Origin of the sequence: Streptococcus chosunensis (assembly GCF_003626515.1) — a bacterium.
GTDB classification, from domain to species: Bacteria; Bacillota; Bacilli; order Lactobacillales; family Streptococcaceae; genus Streptococcus; species Streptococcus chosunensis.
The window spans coordinates 59,196-77,652 of the sequence record NZ_RBCK01000003.1; the positions used below are offsets into that span (position 1 = coordinate 59,196).

Here is an 18,457-nt window from a genome sequence, read left to right on the forward strand (position 1 = left end):
ATGGTACTATAGTTGTAGGAAATTTGAACACAGAAAAAAGAGAAGAGATTATGATCTTCTCTTTTTTATTTTTAATACTTTCTTTTTCCCCGCACCACATCAGTGGTGCTTTTCTTTTCCGAATAAATGGGATTAGAAATTCAAACTACTGAACAAATATGTTATAATAGTCCTGTATAATTCGTGAAAAGTTGTTAGTTTTTGCGAAAATGTTTGGTTTTGGGCATATGCCCCTGTGATTGTTTTATATTGAGGTATCTTGCATTATGAAACTTTTGGTTGTTGGTTCTGGTGGTCGTGAGCATGCGATTGCTAAGAAGTTGTTGGCGTCTCGGGATGTTGAGCAGGTCTTTGTTGCTCCTGGGAATGATGGGATGACTCTGGATGGTCTGGAATTAGTGAATATCTCTATTTCCGAACATTCTAAACTGATTGAGTTTGCAAAAGCCAACGATATTGCTTGGACCTTCATCGGTCCAGATGATGCCCTTGCGGCTGGTATTGTGGATGATTTTAACCAAGCTGGTCTCAAAGCCTTTGGTCCGACAAGATTGGCAGCGGAGCTGGAGTGGTCCAAGGATTTTGCTAAGGAAATCATGGTCAAGTACGGCGTTCCGACAGCAGCCTATGGCACATTTTCAGATTTCGAGGAGGCCAAAGCCTATATCGAGGAGAAAGGCGCTCCTATCGTTGTCAAGGCGGATGGATTGGCGCTCGGGAAAGGTGTTGTCGTAGCTGAAACGGTTGAGCAAGCGGTCGAAGCCGCTCATGAGATGCTCTTGGACAATAAATTCGGTGATTCGGGTGCGCGTGTGGTTATTGAGGAATTCCTCGACGGAGAAGAGTTCTCTCTCTTTGCTTTTGTCAATGGTGACAAGTTCTACATCATGCCAACAGCTCAGGACCACAAACGTGCCTACGATGGCGATAAGGGTCCTAACACTGGTGGGATGGGGGCCTATTCGCCAGTTCTCCACTTGCCGCAGAGCGTGGTTGCCACAGCGGTTGATACTATTGTCAAGCCAGTCCTTGAAGGGATGATCAAAGAAGGTCGTCCGTATCTTGGTATTCTTTACGCAGGGCTTATCCTGACAACTGATGGACCTAAGGTTATCGAGTTCAACGCTCGTTTTGGAGATCCAGAAACACAAATTATCTTGCCTCGTCTGACATCTGACTTTGCACAAAATATTACGGCTATTCTGGATGGCAAGGAGCCAACCATTACCTGGACAAACAAGGGTGTGACTCTGGGTGTGGTTGTCGCATCAAACGGCTACCCGCTTGACTATGAAAAAGGTGTTGAATTGCCAGCAAAAACAGAGGGCGACATCATCACCTACTATGCAGGTGCGAAGTTTGCGGAAAATAGCAGAGCCCTGCTCTCAAACGGTGGACGTGTCTATATGCTCGTCACCACAGCAGATACCGTCAAAGACGGTCAAAACACTATCTACAGCGAACTCAACAAACAAAACACAGAAGGTCTCTTTTACCGAACAGATATTGGAAGTAAGGCAATTAAGTAAAGATATAAGAATAAGGCGACGAAGTCGCCAAATACGATAATGGTCGTTTGATTTGCGAGCGTTAGCGAGCTAATATAGAACAATCACTGCCGTTGTGAAAGAACGATTGGATGATAATCCAATCGTTCAGGGAAATTGGAAGACCTTGGGCTTCCGATTTAGGCATGAAACACCTTTGGTGGTTGCTGCCGTCCCTCACAACTTAAGGTGATTGAAAAAAGAAAGGAAAGAAAAGGATATTAACTATGAAACCAGTAATTTCCATCATCATGGGTTCCAAGTCCGACTGGGCAACCATGCAAAAAACAGCAGAAGTCCTAGACCGCTTCGGTGTAGCCTACGAAAAGAAAGTTGTCTCTGCCCACCGCACACCTGACCTCATGTTCAAACATGCCGAGGAAGCACGGAGTCGCGGTATCAAGATCATTATTGCAGGTGCGGGTGGCGCAGCCCACTTGCCAGGAATGGTAGCAGCAAAAACAACTCTTCCTGTCATCGGGGTGCCTGTCAAATCACGTGCTCTTAGTGGCGTGGACTCGCTCTACTCTATCGTACAGATGCCGGGCGGTGTGCCTGTGGCGACAATGGCTATCGGTGAAGCTGGTGCGACAAATGCGGCTCTCTTCGCCCTCCGTCTTCTTTCAGTAGAGGATCAGGCCATCGCGACAGCTTTGGCAGATTTCGCAGAAGAACAAGGAAAAATCGCAGAGGAGTCGTCAAATGAGCTCATCTAAAACAATCGGAATTATCGGTGGCGGCCAGCTGGGTCAAATGATGGCTATTTCTGCTATCTACATGGGCCACAAGGTTATCGCGCTAGATCCTGCGGCTGATTGCCCAGCCTCTCGCGTGGCGGAAATCATCGTGGCACCTTATAACGATGTGGATGCCCTCCGTCAGTTGGCGGAGCGTTGCGATGTCTTGACTTATGAGTTTGAGAATGTCGATGCTGACGGTTTAGATGCTGTTATCAAGGATGATCAGCTCCCTCAAGGAACAGACCTGCTCCGCATTTCTCAAAATCGGATCTTTGAAAAGGATTTTCTCGCAAACAAGGCACAAGTCACTGTGGCACCCTACAAGGTCGTGACTTCTAGCCAAGACTTGGCAGATATTGACCTATCGAAAAACTATGTCCTCAAGACGGCGACGGGTGGCTACGATGGGCATGGTCAAAAGGTCATTCGTTCAGCAGAAGATTTGGAAGAAGCCTATGCGCTTGCTGATTCTACAGACTGTGTCTTGGAAGAATTTGTCAACTTCGATCTTGAAATTTCCGTCATCGTGTCAGGAAATGGTAAGGATGTGACGGTTTTCCCAGTTCAGGAAAATATCCACCGTAACAACATCCTGTCAAAAACCATCGTGCCAGCTCGCATTTCAGAAAGTCTAGCTGAAAAAGCCAAAGCCATGGCTGTGCGAATTGCTGAACAACTTAACTTATCTGGAACACTTTGCGTGGAAATGTTTGCGACTGCCGATGACATCATTGTCAACGAAATCGCGCCACGTCCACATAATTCAGGTCACTACTCAATCGAAGCCTGTGACTTCTCCCAGTTTGACACTCATATTCTGGGAGTTCTGGGAGCACCATTGCCCGCCATTAAACTGCATGCACCAGCTGTTATGCTCAACGTTCTCGGCCAGCATGTCGAGACCGCTGAAAAATATGTCACAGAAAATCCAAGCGTCCATCTCCACATGTATGGTAAAATAGAAGCGAAACACAACCGCAAGATGGGACACGTGACTTTGTTTAGTGATATGCCGGATAGCGTGGAGGAGTTTGGGGAGTAAGACAGGACCCCAGTTATAAGGTCCGTTGTCTTACCCCTGCAAAGTTGACTAGGCTTGTCGCAGACGAAACATCGGCAAGAGGAGTCAGTCAACTACTGCTGGAAAGGGATTGATTTTTAGGAGTTGCCTATGATTAAAATCATTGTTCATGCCTATGTCCAAGCTGACAAAGAAAAAGCCGTCGTTGAAGTCGTATTTGCGTCAGCAGACGAGCAAGCTGTTTATGATAAATTGGCTGAATTGACAAAACAGTTTCCGAATGACTATCTTGCCATCTATGATTTACCACAAGATACGGACTTGAACCAGTTGGCACATTATCCCTCTGTGGCGATTGGGAAAGAGGATTTTTAGGAGGAAAATTAAAATGGCGACATTATTAACTGCTGTCGGTAATACAATTTGGGACTTCCAAATAAAAGATTTTATAACAATTGGAATTTCAGCACTTGCATTATTATTTTCTGGGATTAGTCTAGCAGTAAGTTTTCTATCATTTAGAAGAAATAGTACAAAATTGAAAGTAACGCAATTAATTTTTAGACCTACCCCTCTTTCAGAGGGTGCATTGCCTAATAAACTTTATTTGGATCGTGAGCAAGATCAAAGCCTATGGTCTCAAATACCTATGGTTTACCTATTAGTATATCTAAAAATCGATAATCTGAGTTATACCCCGATTTCATTAAACAGAGTTATTATTAATGGAAACTTTGTAGTTACTATGGCAAATAGATTTAAGTTTAGAGAGAGCGGTTTAAGTTTAGCTCATTTTGCTTCTGAGGATAGTCATTTACAAGATCTTCAGCGTTTTGGGACCGCAATCCCCATGTCGGTAACAGGATTGAAGAAAGATGACTACAATTTTATTACTATTGGAGATAGAATTGAAGCAAAATCAACACTTGAGGGAGTATTGATAGTCCAAGGAAGTATTGATTTATATAATGCTATTAATGATGGAAACAATCAATTAGAAATTTGTACCCCAGATAAAAACTTTAAAGTTGATGTAGAAATTGCCAAAACAAAGATTTACAATTTTGATGAAGGAGAAAAATAAACATGCTAAACCGTTATTCACGCCCTGAGATGGCGAACATTTGGAGTGAAGAAAATAAATACCGTGCTTGGCTTGAGGTGGAAATCTTGGCTGACGAGGCATGGGCTGAGTTGGGGGAAATCCCTAAGGAAGACGTGGCTTTGATTCGTGAAAAAGCGGACTTTGACATCGACCGTATTTTGGAGATTGAGCAGGAGACGCGCCACGATGTGGTAGCTTTCACGCGTGCGGTTTCTGAGACTCTTGGTGAAGAGCGCAAGTGGGTCCACTATGGTTTGACCTCTACCGACGTGGTGGATACGGCCTATGGTTACCTTTACAAGCAAGCCAACGACATCATCCGTCGTGACCTTGAAAACTTCACTAACATTATCGCTGATAAGGCTAAGGAGCACAAGTTCACCATCATGATGGGGCGTACCCACGGGGTGCATGCTGAGCCGACAACTTTTGGTCTTAAATTGGCGACTTGGTACAGCGAAATGAGGCGCAATATCGAGCGTTTCGAGCATGCGGCTGCTGGTGTTGAAGCTGGTAAAATCTCTGGTGCGGTTGGGAACTTTGCCAACATCCCACCATTCGTAGAGCAATACGTCTGCGACAAATTGGGTATCCGTGCTCAAGAAATCTCTACACAGGTGCTTCCTCGTGATCTTCACGCTGAGTACTTTGCGGTTCTTGCCAGCATCGCGACTTCTATTGAGCGTATGGCGACTGAGATTCGTGGTTTGCAAAAATCAGAACAACGTGAAGTGGAAGAATTCTTTGCCAAAGGGCAAAAAGGTTCATCTGCTATGCCTCACAAACGCAACCCTATCGGTTCTGAAAACATGACAGGTTTGGCGCGTGTTATCCGTGGTCACATGATTACGGCCTATGAGAATGTTGCTCTCTGGCATGAACGTGATATCTCTCACTCATCAGCTGAACGTATCATAACACCGGATACGACTATTTTGATTGACTACATGCTCAACCGTTTTGGAAATATCGTCAAGAACTTGACAGTCTTCCCAGAAAACATGATCCGCAATATGAACTCTACTTTTGGTCTTATCTTTAGCCAACGTGCTATGTTGACCTTGATTGAGAAAGGCATGACCCGTGAGCAAGCCTATGACTTGGTGCAACCAAAAACAGCCTACTCTTGGGACAACCAAGTAGATTTCAAACCACTTCTCGAAGCAGATCCAGAGGTGACATCACGCCTCACGCAAGAAGAAATCGACGAAATCTTTAATCCTCTTTACTACACTAAACGAGTGGATGATATCTTTGACCGTCTTGGACTGGGTGATTAATTAAAAAATAAACAGCGAGCTTTGATCTCGCTGTTTATTTTTTATCGAAAAGACTTAGTCTTCTTTTCTTTTAGTGAGTCCATAAGCTACTAGTGTGGCCATGAGTCCTGCTACTACTAGTCCTGCAGAATGGTGACTTCCTGTTTCAGGAAGTTTTTTCTCTGTTGCCACAGGAGCTGGACCTTGAGGAAGAGCTTTGCTTTCCTCAGCAGGAGCAGTTGATGGAGTTGGTTGGCTTGGGATTTCTAGTTTTGGTTTTTCTTCAGCAATAGCGGCTTGTCCGTTTTCACCGCCTACATGTGTTACAATAGTTCCGACTTCGACTATTTGAGTAACGGCTTCCTGTGCTACGACACTATTTACAAGTGTTTTCACTTCCTTGCCATCGGCAGAAGTGCTCACAGAGTAGAAGTTTGTACGGCGCCCATTGACACCTTTAGTAATGACTTGTGTTTTTCCTTTGAGTAAGAGTGGATTTTCACGAGTCACTGTGGTAAATGGAATTTCTTCTTCTTGGATATCCAGTCTAGGTTTTGTTTCTGCAACTGGAGCAAGATCATGTTCATCGCCTACATGTGTTACCATAGTTCCGACTTCGACTATTTGAGTAACGGCTTCTTTGGTTACAAGACTATCTACAAGTGTTTTCACTTCCTTGCCATCAACAGTGCTCACAGAGTAGAAGTTGCTACGATGTCCATTGACGCCCTTAGTAATGACTTGTGTTTTTCCTTTGAGTAAGAGTGGATTTTCACGAGTTACTGTGGTAAATGGAATTTCTTCTTCTTGGATATCCAGTTTAGGTTTTACCTCAGTAGTTGGTGCAAGACCACTTTCATCACCCTTATGAGTTACAGGAGCGCCGACTTCAACCACTTGGTTTACAACTTCTTTGGTTACCTGGCTATCAAGGACTGTTTCTGTTGTTTTTCCATTTTCAGTGAGTATAGAGATGTAATAAGTTCGTTCACCTTTGACTCCTGCTGTGATAATATTTTCCTGACCAGCTGGGAGGTTAGGATTTTCTTTCTTGATAACTTCAAATGGAATTTCTTCAGTTCTTGTGATGAGTTCTGGACTGGTTTCAACATTGGCAGTCACTTCATTTTCATCCAGGCTTCCTGAGTGAGTTGCAGCTGGTTTAAGACCTAAGCGAGCGGCTTTTAGGTTGGCTACAAGTGTGTCAAGCTCAGCTTGTTTATTACGGTTGAGGTTGTAATTTAGAGCTGTTTTAGCTGCGTCAAGGGCCTCAAGACTTTCTTTACTATATCCTTCTAAGTTTGTAGGAATTTTAGCTAATTCTTCACGGAGAGCATTATAATTAGCTCGGAAGTAGTCTTTGTTGTGGTCTGCAAAGGCAGTCATGAGTTCAAAGATTTCTTCTTCCTTGTACTCAGCGCTTGGTCTATCTGCCCAGATTGAAAGCATACTACCGACTGTTGGAAGGTCTACTTCAGGATATTTAGTAGAAGCAAGTTGATTGAATGGTGTTTTTCCAGTATTCTCAATAGCTTTTTTGAGGAAACCACCACCATCTTCTGGTTTTTGACCGAGAATGTAGTACCAGTCACCGTTGGTATTCAAGAACTTATAACCCTTGCTTGCTAGGTACTGAGGTGATGCGAGGTTGTAGCCCCACCAGCCTTTAGACCAGTAAGAAATCAAGACATCTTTGTCAAACTCAACATCGTCCTTGTCCTCATAGTAGAAGCCATCGTTGAAGGCCATTGGTTGAAGCCCTCTTTCCTTAGCCATAGCAGCAAGGCTGTTAGAATAGTCTGCGAACTTGTTATAGAGTCCATACCATTTGAGGTAGTACCAACCTTGAGCATTTGTCGCATCATTGGCATACTCATCTGTACCATAGTTGAAAATCTTTGATTTATCAGCAAAGTAATCCATATACTTACCGATAAGGGCTTTGGTAAAGTTAAGGGCTTCTTGATTTTCAAGGTCCATCGTGGTTTTTGAAACTTTATCAAAGTTTGCTTGAGGATTCGCGATGCCAAGTTTTTCCATGGCAACGAGCATAGCATCCATATGCCCTGGGCTATTAATAGCTGGGATGAGACCGATACCCTTAGATTTAGCGTATTCAATTAATTCTGTCACTTCTGCCTGTGTTAGTGCAGTGCCGTTTGGATCGTCGTAGTAAGCTTTAGTTCCTTCGATAATAGCTTTTTTAACGTCATCACTAGCATAGGTTTTTCCGTTGGCAGTAATGGTCATATCATCGAGTAGGAAGCGAAGTCCGTCATTTCCTAGAAGGAGATGAACATCAGAATATCCGAGTTCACTGGCCTTATCTACGATGCGTTTGAGCTGGTCCAGAGTAAAGTATTTGCGTCCAGCATCGATTGAGATTACCTTGTTTTTGGCAAGTTTTTCAACCTCACGTTTAGCTTCTTCTTCTTTTTGAGCTTCTGGTGTGAAGGTCAAATTGCTGACTGCTTCTTGAAGTTTTGCAATTGCTTGGTCAATCGTGTCTTGTTGGGCACGGCTGAGGTTGCTATCAAGTGAACGGATGGCTTTTGCCGCTTCGTTAACTGCTGCGACGCTTTCTGCAGTATAACGGTTAAGGTCTTTTGGTACCTCGTTAAGTGCTTTTTCTGCAGACTCATAATCAGCTGCGAAGTATTCAGCGTTAGAATTTGCGAATTGACGCATGAGTTTGAAGAGGCGTGATGGTGAATAACGTGCAGATGGAGTGTCAGCCCAAGCAGCTACCATACCACCGATGATTGGAATAGTTGCTCCGTCGGATTTTGGTACAGAAGTGATTGGTGTGTTTTTAATACCATTGAGCCCCTGATCGAGATTGTACCAACCTTGGCCATCTGCATTTCGCCCAAGAACATAGTACCAAGCATCGTTAGTGTTTAGGATTTGGTGACCTTTTTCTACTAGAAGTTTAGAAGAAGCGACGTCGTAACCTCCCCAACCACCAGTCCACATTGAAACGATGATATCTTTGTCAAAAGTTCCGAAGCTAGTATCACTATTGTAGTAAATACCATCATTGAAGGCCATTGGTTTTAGACCGTGCGATTTTACAATACGAGCTAGGTCATTGGCGTAGGCAATAAATTTTTCATATCCTTTTACAGGGTAGCCTTCGTTTGGATAGTATTTATCAGCTTGAAGAACGCTCCAACCTTTAGCGTTTGTTGCATCATTGGCATATTCATCAAGTCCGATGTTGAAGATTTCAGTCTTTTTCGCGAAATAAGCAGCATATTTATCGATAAGGGCTTTTGTAAAAGCGACTGCTTGTTCGTTGTCGAGATCGACAGTACGGGCTGATTCCTTGCCAAAATAGCTAAAGTTAGGATTTTGGATTCCCAATTCTTTCATGGCATTGAGAATCGCATCCATGTGACCAGGACTATTTACTGTCGGAATGAGACCGATGCCTTTATCTTTGGCATAGTTAATCAGATCTGTCATTTGACTTTCTGTTAAGTGATTGCCGTTTGGATCGTTGTAATAATCATTTGTACCTTTTTCAATGGCACGTTTGACATCGTCACTGGCATAGGTCTTGCCGTTAGCTGTGATGCTCATATCGTCCAACATGAAGCGGAGCCCATCATTTCCAACTAACAGGTGTAAATCAGTGTAGCCATAATGTTTCGCTTTGTCGATGATTTCCTTGAGCTGTTCTGGTGAGAAATATTTACGTCCAGCATCAATAGAAACAATTTTCTTTTTCGCTAGTTTTTCATTTACAGTTGCAGCACGTTCCTTTCCTGCCTCTGTTGCCGGTTTGTCAGCCTCTGCTTTCGCTGCATCTTTTTTAGCTGGTTTATCCTTGTCAGTATTTGACTCTTTAGAATCAGCCTCTTTCTTAGGGCTAGCTTCTTCTGCCTTTTTATTAGCAGTTTCTTTTTCAGCAGAAGTTGGAGTTACCACTTCTTCTTTATCACTAGGAGTTGAACTAACTTCCTCTTGTGGTTTTTCTTCTGTTTTTGGAAGACTAGCTACCTTATCAGCAGCTGGAATTTCTGTTTCTACAGTTTTTGGAGCTTCTGGTTGAAGCTCTGCTTTAGGTGTTTCCTCAGTCCGATTTTCGGATGATTGAGGGGAATCAGAAACCGTATGGATGGTCGGTTGGTTTTCTGTAGTAGTAGGAGTAACTCCATCGGCTGTAACAGTCTGTGCTTGGAAGGCGAATCCAATTAGAACAGAAGCTGCTCCTACAGCGTATTTACGAATAGAAAAACGCTGTTGTTTTTCATGTTTCATTGCAAAACCTCCTGATTGCATTGTTGTATTGATAGCGTTTACATAAATCAACACCTTTATTTTATTTCTTATATTAACGAGAGTCAAGAGGAGATGACGAAAAACTATAATAAGTATAAAAAAATATAAAATTTAAACTTAAGATTTCAGATTGGTCGGAAAGATACATATATATATCTAGTATAATTTTTTGGTTCTATTTCTATAAAATATTCCACAAATTATAGAATCTTCCCAAAATAGGTAAGCGCTACCTTTTTGGTGTGGTATAATAAACATAGAAAAAGCCCAAGCAAGGCTTAGGCTTTCTTCTTAGTGATCACGGTCACATGAAATGAATTTGATTTTGTAGTAATCCGCTCGTTTATATGTTTCGCTGTATGCGAGAACTTGACCAGTAGACTCTAGTTTAGTAGTCTTGGTTTGTAAAACGGTTGGGAATTGTTCATCGACTCCGAGGACCGAAGCCGCATGTTCTGGAGTTGGAAATGCTATTTCATTGATTTCTTCAAAATGTTCATCATTCATGTGAATGTGGTAATCCAATTTGAAACGGTTATAGATAGAGCTATAATATTCAAGATTTGGATAATTTGCGTTGATGTATTGTTCTGGAATGTAAGATGTATGGTAGATGTAGACAACACCACCTGTTTCGCGTACGCGTTCAATCTTGTAGTAGAACTGATCTCCGCGTAGTCCAAGTTTTTCTAAGTAGCTTAGTTTGTTTCCACGCTCAATAGAAAGGACGGTAACTTTATCATCTTTAGTTTCAAAAACTTCTACATCTGAAAACTCTACGAGTTTGTGTTTGCGTGCGCGTGAAACGAATGTACCCTTTCCTTGTTGACGGACAATATAGCCATCCTTGGCAAGGTCGTTTAAAGCGCGAACAACTGTGATAGAACTAACATCATACATTGCAATCAATTCAGCTTCAGTGTAGAATTTATCTCCACTAGCAAATTGACCAGAAATGATTTTGTTCTTTAACTCATCTTTAATATATTGATACTTTGGAATTGCCATATTTTCACCTCGATTTTCCTTCTCCGTTAAAGATTTTACCATAAAACTGGAAAGAATAGTAGCCTTTTGAATAAAAAAATTAGAATAATAGGCTATAAGGTTAATTTACATAGGAATAAATAGAAAAACATACATTTTTATACATGGCACTAAAATGTTGTTATAACTATGAGATTACAAGATTTTTTATAAGTTTTTTGTGTAAAATTTAGTGAAAAATGAAAAAAATTGTGAAAACCTATTGACAAATGCAAGATATTGAGTTATATTTACTATATCAACAAATGAAAGCGTAAACTTTAGTTGTCAGAAGGTAAGAACATGACACGATTTGAGATACGAGATGATTTTTATCTCGATGGAAAATCATTTAAGATTTTATCTGGCGCCATTCATTATTTTAGGGTTCCTCCAGAAGATTGGTATCATTCGCTCTATAACTTGAAGGCTCTTGGTTTTAATACAGTAGAGACTTATGTGGCCTGGAATTTACACGAGCCTCGTGAGGGTGAGTTTCACTTTGAAGGAGCTCTGGATTTGGAGCGATTTCTCCAGACAGCACAAGATTTGGGTCTCTACGCTATCGTTCGTCCCTCGCCCTTCATCTGTGCGGAGTGGGAATTTGGTGGCTTACCAGCTTGGCTTTTAACCAAAGATATGAGGCTTCGTTCCTCAGATCCTACTTATATTGAAGCTGTCGGTCGCTACTATGACCAGCTCTTGTCACGATTGGTTCCACATTTGTTGGACAAGGGTGGCAATATCCTTATGATGCAGGTTGAAAATGAATATGGTTCTTATGGCGAAGATAAGGCTTATCTGAGAGCAATTCGACAGTTGATGGAAGAGCGTGGCGTAACCTGTCCCCTCTTTACATCAGATGGTCCATGGCGAGCTACTCTGAAAGCTGGAACCTTAATAGAAGATGACCTCTTTGTAACAGGGAACTTTGGTTCTAAGGCACCTTATAACTTTTCACAGATGCAGGAATTCTTTGATGAGCATGGTAAGAAATGGCCGCTCATGTGTATGGAGTTTTGGGATGGCTGGTTCAATCGATGGAAAGAACCGATTATCACACGGGATCCGAAAGAATTGGCAGAAGCTGTTCGAGAGGTATTGGAGCAAGGTTCTATCAACCTTTACATGTTCCACGGTGGTACAAACTTTGGTTTCATGAATGGTTGCTCGGCTAGAGGAACCTTGGATCTGCCACAAGTTACATCTTATGATTACGATGCCCTTCTGGATGAAGAAGGAAATCCGACTGCCAAATATTTGGCAGTCAAGAAGATGATGGCAACACATTTCCCAGAGTATCCGCAGTTGGAACCACTCTACAAAGAGAGTATGGAGTTGGATGCCATTCCACTAGTTGAAAAAGTTTCCTTGTTTGAAACCTTGGATAGCTTGTCAAGTCCAGTAGAAAGCCTCTATCCTAAAAAGATGGAGGAGTTGGGACAAAGCTATGGCTATCTACTCTATCGAACAGAAACAAACTGGGATGCAGAAGAAGAAAGACTTCGTATCATTGACGGTCGAGATAGAGCTCAGCTGTATGTCGATGGTCAGTGGGTAGAAACCCAATATCAGACAGAGATTGGGGAAGATATTTTTTATCAAGGTGAAAAGAAAGCGCTGTCTAGATTGGATATCTTGGTAGAAAATATGGGGCGTGTCAACTATGGACACAAGTTCTTAGCGGATACGCAACGTAAGGGAATTCGAACAGGGGTTTGTAAGGATTTGCACTTCTTACTAAACTGGAAACACTATCCACTCCCACTAGACAATCCTGAGAAAATTGATTTTTCAAAAGGATGGACAGAAGGACAACCAGCATTTTACGCTTATGACTTTACAGTCCAAGAGCCAAAAGATACTTACCTAGACTTATCTGAATTTGGTAAGGGAGTTGCCTTTGTCAATGGGCAGAATTTAGGACGTTTTTGGAACGTCGGCCCAACCCTCTCGCTTTATATTCCTCATAGCTATCTAAAGGAAGGTGCTAACCGCATCATTATCTTTGAAACAGAAGGTGAATATAAAGAAGAGATTTATTTAACTCGTAAACCTACACTAAAACACATAAAGGGGGAAAACTTATGACAATTGTAGGATGCCGTATCGATGGACGTTTGATCCACGGACAAGTAGCCAATCTATGGGCTGGAAAACTAAATGTTTCACGTATTATGGTTGTAGATGACGAAGTTGTCAACAACGACGTTGAAAAGAGTGGTTTGAAACTCGCGACACCACCAGGTGTGAAATTGAGTATTTTGCCAATTGAAAAAGCGGCAGCCAATATTCTTGCTGGTAAATACGATAGCCAACGTCTATTTATCGTTGCTCGTAAACCAGACCGCTTCCTTGGTTTGGTAGAAGCAGGTGTTCCACTTGAAACCCTTAATGTTGGGAATATGTCTCAAACACCAGAAACTCGTGCCATCACACGTTCTATCAACGTAGTGGATAAGGATGTGGAAGACTTCCACAAACTGGCAGAAAAAGGTGTTAAACTTACTGCTCAAATGGTTCCAAATGATCCAATTTCAGACTTTTTGAGCTTATTAAAATAGGAAAAAATTTTTAGGAGGTCATTGTTATGATACAATGGTGGCAAATTTTACTTCTCACTTTGTACTCAGCTTATCAAATCTGTGATGAGTTGACGATCGTTTCATCTGCAGGTTCCCCTGTATTTGCTGGTTTCATTACTGGTTTAATCATGGGAGATGTGACAACTGGTTTGTTTATCGGTGGTAGCTTGCAGTTGTTCGTACTTGGGGTTGGTACCTTCGGTGGTGCTTCTCGTATCGACGCAACTTCTGGTGCGGTTCTTGCAACAGCATTCTCAGTTTCACAAGGAATCGCTACAGACCTTGCGATTACAACAATCGCTGTACCAGTAGCAGCACTTTTAACATACTTCGACGTTCTTGGACGTATGACAACTACTTTCTTCGCACACCGTATTGATGCTGCAATCGAACGCTTTGACTATAAAGCAATCGAACGTAACTACCTTCTTGGTGCTCTTCCTTGGGCTCTTTCTCGTGCCCTTCCAGTCTTCTTTGCCCTTGCCTTTGGTGGTGCATTTGTACAAACAGTAGTAGACTTGGTTAAACAATACCAATGGGTTGCAGATGGTTTGACACTTGCAGGACGTATGCTTCCAGGTCTTGGATTTGCAATCTTGCTTCGTTACCTTCCAGTTAAACGTAACCTTCACTACCTTGCTATGGGATTTGGTTTGACAGCTATGTTGACTGTACTTTACTCAAACGTAACAAGTCTTGGTGGCGCTGTTGCAGGTATTATCGGTACTCTACCTAAAGATGTTGCTGAAAAAATTGGTTTCGTGAACAACTTCAAAGGATTGTCTATGATTGGTATCTCTATCGTAGGTATCTTCCTAGCAGTGCTTCACTTCAAAAATAGCCAAAAAGTAGCTGTAGCAGCACATTCTACACCATCAGAAAGTGGGGAAATCGAAGATGACGAATTCTAATTACAAACTTACAAAAGAAGATTTTAATCAAATCAACAAACGTAGCTTGTTTACTTTCCAATTGGGTTGGAACTACGAACGTATGCAAGCTTCTGGTTACCTTTACATGATCCTGCCTCAGTTGCGTAAAATGTATGGGGATGGCACTCCTGAATTGAAAGAAATGATGAAAGTTCATACTCAATTCTTCAATACTTCACCATTCTTCCATACCATTATCGCTGGTTTTGACCTTGCCATGGAAGAAAAAGATGGTGTGGGTGCAAAAGACGCCGTTAACGGTATCAAGACAGGTTTGATGGGACCATTCGCTCCTCTTGGGGATACAATCTTTGGTTCACTTGTACCTGCTATTATGGGATCTATCGCAGCAACTATGGCTATCGCTGGCCAACCTTGGGGTATCTTCCTTTGGATTGCAGTTGCAGTAGCGTATGACATCTTCCGTTGGAAACAGTTGGAATTTGCCTACAAAGAAGGGGTTAACCTTATCAACAACATGCAAAGTACATTGACAGCTTTGATTGACGCTGCATCTGTACTTGGTGTCTTCATGATGGGTGCTCTTGTAGCCACAATGATCAACTTTGAAATTTCTTATAAATTGCCAATCGGTGAAAAGATGATTGATTTCCAAGACATCTTGAACTCAATCTTCCCACGCTTGCTTCCAGCAATCTTTACTGCCTTTATCTTCTGGTTGCTTGGTAAGAAAGGTATGACTTCTACAAAAGCAATTGGTATCATCATTGCTCTTGCATTAGGTCTTTCATTCATCGGTAAATTCTTACTTGGAATGGGCGCATAATCTATGGCTAAATCATTAATTTTGGTGAGTCATGGTCGCTTCTGTGAAGAACTTAAAGGTAGCACTGAAATGATCATGGGTCCACAAGACAACATTTACACAGTGGCTCTTCTTCCAGAAGATGGCCCAGAAGAATTTACTGCAAAATTTGAAGCTGCTATTGAAGGTTTGGATGATTTCCTAGTCTTTGCGGATCTTCTCGGTGGAACACCATGTAACGTGGTAAGCCGTTTAATTATGGAAGGTCGTGATATCGAACTTTACGCAGGGATGAATCTTCCAATGGTGATTGAATTTATCAATGCGAGCCTGACAGGCGCAGATGCGGACTATAAGAACCGTGCTGCAGAAAGCATTGTGAAAGTCAATGACCTGTTAGCGAGTTTCGATGATGACGAAGATGAATAATACTCTTCGAAAATCAAATTCAAACTACGTCAACGTCGCCTTGCCGTAGGTATATGTTACTGACTCTGTCAGTTCTATCTGCAACCTCAAAACGGTGTTTTGAGCAGCCTGCGGCTAGTTTCCTAGTTTGCTCTTTGATTTTCATTGAGTATACGATGTGACAACGTGAAAATCGTTAGAGCATTTTATATAGAATATACATGGGAATGGGGCTTACTCCCATTCCCATATTTAATAGAAAAAGAGGAATTCAATGCTACATTATACAAAAGAAGACTTGATCGAATTGGGTGCAGAAATCACTACACGTGAAATTTACCAACAACCTGATGTATGGAAAGAAGCTTTTGAATCTTATCAAGCAAAACGTGAAGAAATTGCAGCCTTCCTACAAGGGATTGCTGATAAACATGACTATATCAAGGTAATCTTGACAGGTGCTGGGACTTCTGCTTATGTAGGAGATACCTTGGTACCTTACTTTAAGGAAGTCTATGACGAACGCAAATGGAATTTCAATGCCATTGCGACAACAGATATCGTTGCCAATCCAGAAACTTATTTGAAAAAAGATGTGGCGACTGTCCTTGTATCTTTTGCTCGTAGTGGGAATTCACCTGAAAGTGTGGCGACTGTTGATTTGGCCAAGGCCTTGGTGGATGAGCTTTATCAAGTGACTATTACTTGTGCAGCAGATGGTAAATTGGCTCTTCAAGCTCATGGAGATGACCGCAATCTTTTGCTTTTGCAACCAGCTGCTTCTAATGATGCTGGCTTTGCCATGACCTCTAGCTTTACGTCTATGATGTTAACAGCTCTCTTGGTCTTTGATCCTACAGAATTTGCTGTTAAAGCTGAACGTTTTGAAGTTGTATCTAGTCTTGCCCGTAAAATTCTAGACAATGCAGAAGATGTCAAAGAACTTGTTGACCTCGACTTTAACCGTGTCATCTACCTAGGCGCTGGACCTTTCTTTGGACTTGCTCATGAAGCTCAGCTCAAGATTTTGGAACTAACTGCTGGTCAAGTTGCGACTATGTATGAAAGCCCAGTCGGGTTCCGTCACGGTCCAAAATCTCTTATCAACGAAGATACAGTTGTTTTGGTCTTTGGTACAACAACAGACTACACTCGCAAGTACGACTTGGACTTGGTTCGTGAAGTTGCTGGTGATCAGATTGCTCGTCGTGTTGTGCTTTTGAGTGATCAATCCTTTGGTCTTGAAAATGTCAAAGAAGTTGCCCTTGGTTGTGGCGGTGTCTTGAATGATATTTACCGTGTCTTCCCTTACATCGTTTATGCCCAACTCTTTGCCCTATTGACTTCACTCAAGGTAGAAAATAAACCAGATACACCGTCTCCTACAGGTACAGTAAACCGTGTGGTACAAGGTGTTATCATCCACGAATATCAAAAGTAATACTCTTCGAAAATCAAATTCAAACCACGTCAGCTTCGCCTTGCCGTACTCAAGTACAGCCTGCGGCTAGCTTCCTAGTTTGCTCTTTGATTTTCATTGAGTATAAGGTAGTGTTTATGAATTCTTGACAAGAGGATTTGTAAATTATCAGATAAACCATAGATTGTCGGTAGGCTTTCTATGGTTTGTTTGCTTGAGAGAAATAGTAAAAGGAGAAGAGAATGAAAGCATACACAGAGCGTGTATTTGGAAATATTGAGGGCAAGGATGTCTTGACCTATCGATTTGAGACGGACGGTGGCTACCAACTTGAGGTTATGACTTATGGTGCGACCATCCTGCGCTATGTCACGCCTGACAAGGCTGGAAATTTTGCCAATGTTATCTTGGGATTTGATGACTTTGATAGCTATGTAGGCAATAGTCCTAAGCATGGAGCGAGCGTAGGTCCTGTAGCGGGTCGTATTGCAGGTGCGACATTTGAGCTCAATGGCAAGATCTATGATCTTGAAGTCAACAATGCTAGCAACTGTAATCACAGTGGTTCAACTGGTTGGGATGCAAGTTTGTTTGAACTAATTGAAGTGAGCGACCATGGCTTGACCCTCTACACAGAACGTACAGATGGGACAGGGGGATTTCCTGGCAATCTCAAGATCTGGATTAGTTATCGCTTGGAAGAAACTGGTGCCTACGAAATCAGCTACAAGGTAATAACAGATCAGGATACGTTGGTCAATCCAACCAACCACAGCTATTTCAACTTGTCTGGTGATTTCACGCAGACGATTGACCGCCATGTCTTCCAACTAAATACAGAGGGCATTTACCCAATCGCTCCCGACGGTGTTCCGGTCAAAACTCCAGATGCTACTCGTGATGTGGTCAAACACATCTACAATGGTGCCTTGTTGAAGGATATCTTTGCAGAGGAAGATGAGCAAATCCAGCTGGTATCTGGTTTGGATCACCCATTTGCCCTTCCTGCAGGCCATGACAATGCTGGTTTCCTTTATGATCAAAATTCAGGTCGCTTCCTGCTTTTCAAGACAGAGGCCCCTTGCTTTGTGGTCTACACAGCAAACTTTGTGGATGAGAGTGTCATCATAGGAGGTCAGCCAATGGTGCAGCACAATGGGATTGCCCTTGAAGCGCAGGTTTTACCAGATGCCATTCATAGCGACCTCAAAGACAAAGTTATTCTTAAAGCCGGTCAAACCTTTACAAGCAAGACACGTTATGAGATTGTTGTGAAATAAAAATTTAGAAATATGATAGGTGTTCCAGAAGTTAGGTATCTAATTTTAGGAATGCCTTTTATTATTCCCTTATTTGCATAT

Annotated in this window: 16 protein-coding genes; 14 read left to right on the forward strand and 2 right to left on the reverse strand. The window is 42.1% G+C overall.

Features of this window, described 5'->3' with window-relative positions; all coding sequences use genetic code 11:
- The first annotated feature begins 266 nt into the window (after window positions 1–266).
- The 7 genes from purD (at window position 267) to purB (ending at window position 5,693) form a co-directional block, all read left to right on the forward strand.
- Window positions 267–1,529: a phosphoribosylamine--glycine ligase gene (purD, locus tag D7D54_RS08495; RefSeq protein WP_020902264.1), complete on the forward strand. Its 1,263-nt coding sequence runs from the start codon at window positions 267–269 to the stop codon at window positions 1,527–1,529.
- A 94-nt stretch (window positions 1,530–1,623) separates the two neighbouring features.
- Window positions 1,624–1,740 (forward strand): phosphoribosylaminoimidazole carboxylase, encoded by a 117-nt coding sequence (locus tag D7D54_RS09545; RefSeq protein ID WP_120719233.1) that lies wholly within the window; start codon window positions 1,624–1,626, stop codon window positions 1,738–1,740.
- A gap of 34 nt (window positions 1,741–1,774) precedes the next feature.
- A complete protein-coding gene (gene purE / locus D7D54_RS08505; protein WP_016398559.1) occupies window positions 1,775–2,263 on the forward strand; it encodes a 5-(carboxyamino)imidazole ribonucleotide mutase in 489 nt (162 codons plus the stop codon).
- The gene (gene purK / locus D7D54_RS08510; RefSeq protein ID WP_020902265.1) at window positions 2,250–3,329 is read left to right on the forward strand and encodes a 5-(carboxyamino)imidazole ribonucleotide synthase; all 1,080 of its coding nucleotides are present in this window, start codon (window positions 2,250–2,252) and stop codon (window positions 3,327–3,329) included. Before purE ends, purK begins: the two co-directional genes overlap by 14 nt.
- 129 nt (window positions 3,330–3,458) lie before the next feature.
- Window positions 3,459–3,683: a hypothetical protein gene (locus D7D54_RS08515; protein ID WP_020902266.1), complete on the forward strand. Its 225-nt coding sequence runs from the start codon at window positions 3,459–3,461 to the stop codon at window positions 3,681–3,683.
- Between the two features lie 13 nt (window positions 3,684–3,696).
- On the forward strand, window positions 3,697–4,392 hold the full coding sequence (locus tag D7D54_RS08520; protein WP_020902267.1) for a hypothetical protein: 696 nt from the start codon (window positions 3,697–3,699) through the stop codon (window positions 4,390–4,392).
- Window positions 4,393–4,394: 2 nt separating this feature from the next.
- Window positions 4,395–5,693 (forward strand): adenylosuccinate lyase, encoded by a 1,299-nt coding sequence (gene purB, locus D7D54_RS08525; protein ID WP_120719234.1) that lies wholly within the window; start codon window positions 4,395–4,397, stop codon window positions 5,691–5,693.
- A 54-nt stretch (window positions 5,694–5,747) separates the two neighbouring features.
- On the opposite strand, the gene strH is transcribed toward purB, so the two are convergent.
- Window positions 5,748–9,938: an LPXTG-anchored beta-N-acetylhexosaminidase StrH gene (gene strH, locus D7D54_RS08530; protein WP_120719269.1), complete on the reverse strand. Its 4,191-nt coding sequence runs from the start codon at window positions 9,936–9,938 to the stop codon at window positions 5,748–5,750.
- 312 nt (window positions 9,939–10,250) lie between these two features.
- The gene (locus D7D54_RS08535; protein WP_031237756.1) at window positions 10,251–10,967 is read right to left on the reverse strand and encodes a GntR family transcriptional regulator; all 717 of its coding nucleotides are present in this window, start codon (window positions 10,965–10,967) and stop codon (window positions 10,251–10,253) included.
- Window positions 10,968–11,288: 321 nt separating this feature from the next.
- Here D7D54_RS08535 and D7D54_RS08540 point away from each other — a divergent pair, with 321 nt between their 5' ends.
- The 7 genes from D7D54_RS08540 to D7D54_RS08575 all read left to right on the forward strand — a co-directional run bounded on the left by D7D54_RS08540 (window position 11,289) and on the right by D7D54_RS08575 (window position 18,376).
- A complete protein-coding gene (locus D7D54_RS08540) occupies window positions 11,289–13,076 on the forward strand; it encodes a glycoside hydrolase family 35 protein (RefSeq protein ID WP_020902270.1) in 1,788 nt (595 codons plus the stop codon).
- Entirely contained in the window at window positions 13,073–13,549 is a 477-nt protein-coding gene (locus tag D7D54_RS08545) for a PTS sugar transporter subunit IIB (RefSeq protein ID WP_000156970.1), read from the forward strand. Before D7D54_RS08540 ends, D7D54_RS08545 begins: the two co-directional genes overlap by 4 nt.
- Before the next feature lie 26 nt (window positions 13,550–13,575).
- A complete protein-coding gene (locus tag D7D54_RS08550; protein ID WP_020902271.1) occupies window positions 13,576–14,481 on the forward strand; it encodes a PTS mannose/fructose/sorbose/N-acetylgalactosamine transporter subunit IIC in 906 nt (301 codons plus the stop codon).
- Complete coding sequence (locus D7D54_RS08555) at window positions 14,468–15,289, forward strand: PTS system mannose/fructose/sorbose family transporter subunit IID (RefSeq protein WP_020902272.1); 822 nt, start codon at window positions 14,468–14,470, stop codon at window positions 15,287–15,289. The genes D7D54_RS08550 and D7D54_RS08555 overlap by 14 nt, the downstream gene beginning before the upstream one ends.
- Before the next feature lie 3 nt (window positions 15,290–15,292).
- Complete coding sequence (locus D7D54_RS08560) at window positions 15,293–15,697, forward strand: PTS sugar transporter subunit IIA (protein ID WP_020902273.1); 405 nt, start codon at window positions 15,293–15,295, stop codon at window positions 15,695–15,697.
- Between the two features lie 253 nt (window positions 15,698–15,950).
- Window positions 15,951–17,117 (forward strand): SIS domain-containing protein, encoded by a 1,167-nt coding sequence (locus D7D54_RS08565; protein WP_120719235.1) that lies wholly within the window; start codon window positions 15,951–15,953, stop codon window positions 17,115–17,117.
- A 221-nt stretch (window positions 17,118–17,338) separates the two neighbouring features.
- Complete coding sequence (locus D7D54_RS08575; RefSeq protein ID WP_120719236.1) at window positions 17,339–18,376, forward strand: aldose epimerase family protein; 1,038 nt, start codon at window positions 17,339–17,341, stop codon at window positions 18,374–18,376.
- Window positions 18,377–18,457: the final 81 nt, after the last annotated feature.

Excerpts from the sequence above, each read along its gene's own strand:
- purD (WP_020902264.1), top strand. The coding sequence starts at position 267 with ATGAAACTTTTGGTTGTTGGTTCTGGTGGTCGTGAGCATGCGATTGCT.
- purE (WP_016398559.1), top strand. The coding sequence starts at position 1,775 with ATGAAACCAGTAATTTCCATCATCATGGGTTCCAAGTCCGACTGGGCA.
- purK (WP_020902265.1), top strand. The coding sequence starts at position 2,250 with ATGAGCTCATCTAAAACAATCGGAATTATCGGTGGCGGCCAGCTGGGT.
- D7D54_RS08515 (WP_020902266.1), top strand. The coding sequence starts at position 3,459 with ATGATTAAAATCATTGTTCATGCCTATGTCCAAGCTGACAAAGAAAAA.
- D7D54_RS08520 (WP_020902267.1), top strand. The coding sequence starts at position 3,697 with ATGGCGACATTATTAACTGCTGTCGGTAATACAATTTGGGACTTCCAA.
- purB (WP_120719234.1), top strand. The coding sequence starts at position 4,395 with ATGCTAAACCGTTATTCACGCCCTGAGATGGCGAACATTTGGAGTGAA.
- strH (WP_120719269.1), bottom strand. The coding sequence starts at position 9,938 with ATGAAACATGAAAAACAACAGCGTTTTTCTATTCGTAAATACGCTGTA.
- D7D54_RS08535 (WP_031237756.1), bottom strand. The coding sequence starts at position 10,967 with ATGGCAATTCCAAAGTATCAATATATTAAAGATGAGTTAAAGAACAAA.
- D7D54_RS08540 (WP_020902270.1), top strand. The coding sequence starts at position 11,289 with ATGACACGATTTGAGATACGAGATGATTTTTATCTCGATGGAAAATCA.
- D7D54_RS08545 (WP_000156970.1), top strand. The coding sequence starts at position 13,073 with ATGACAATTGTAGGATGCCGTATCGATGGACGTTTGATCCACGGACAA.
- D7D54_RS08550 (WP_020902271.1), top strand. The coding sequence starts at position 13,576 with ATGATACAATGGTGGCAAATTTTACTTCTCACTTTGTACTCAGCTTAT.
- D7D54_RS08555 (WP_020902272.1), top strand. The coding sequence starts at position 14,468 with ATGACGAATTCTAATTACAAACTTACAAAAGAAGATTTTAATCAAATC.
- D7D54_RS08560 (WP_020902273.1), top strand. The coding sequence starts at position 15,293 with ATGGCTAAATCATTAATTTTGGTGAGTCATGGTCGCTTCTGTGAAGAA.
- D7D54_RS08565 (WP_120719235.1), top strand. The coding sequence starts at position 15,951 with ATGCTACATTATACAAAAGAAGACTTGATCGAATTGGGTGCAGAAATC.
- D7D54_RS08575 (WP_120719236.1), top strand. The coding sequence starts at position 17,339 with ATGAAAGCATACACAGAGCGTGTATTTGGAAATATTGAGGGCAAGGAT.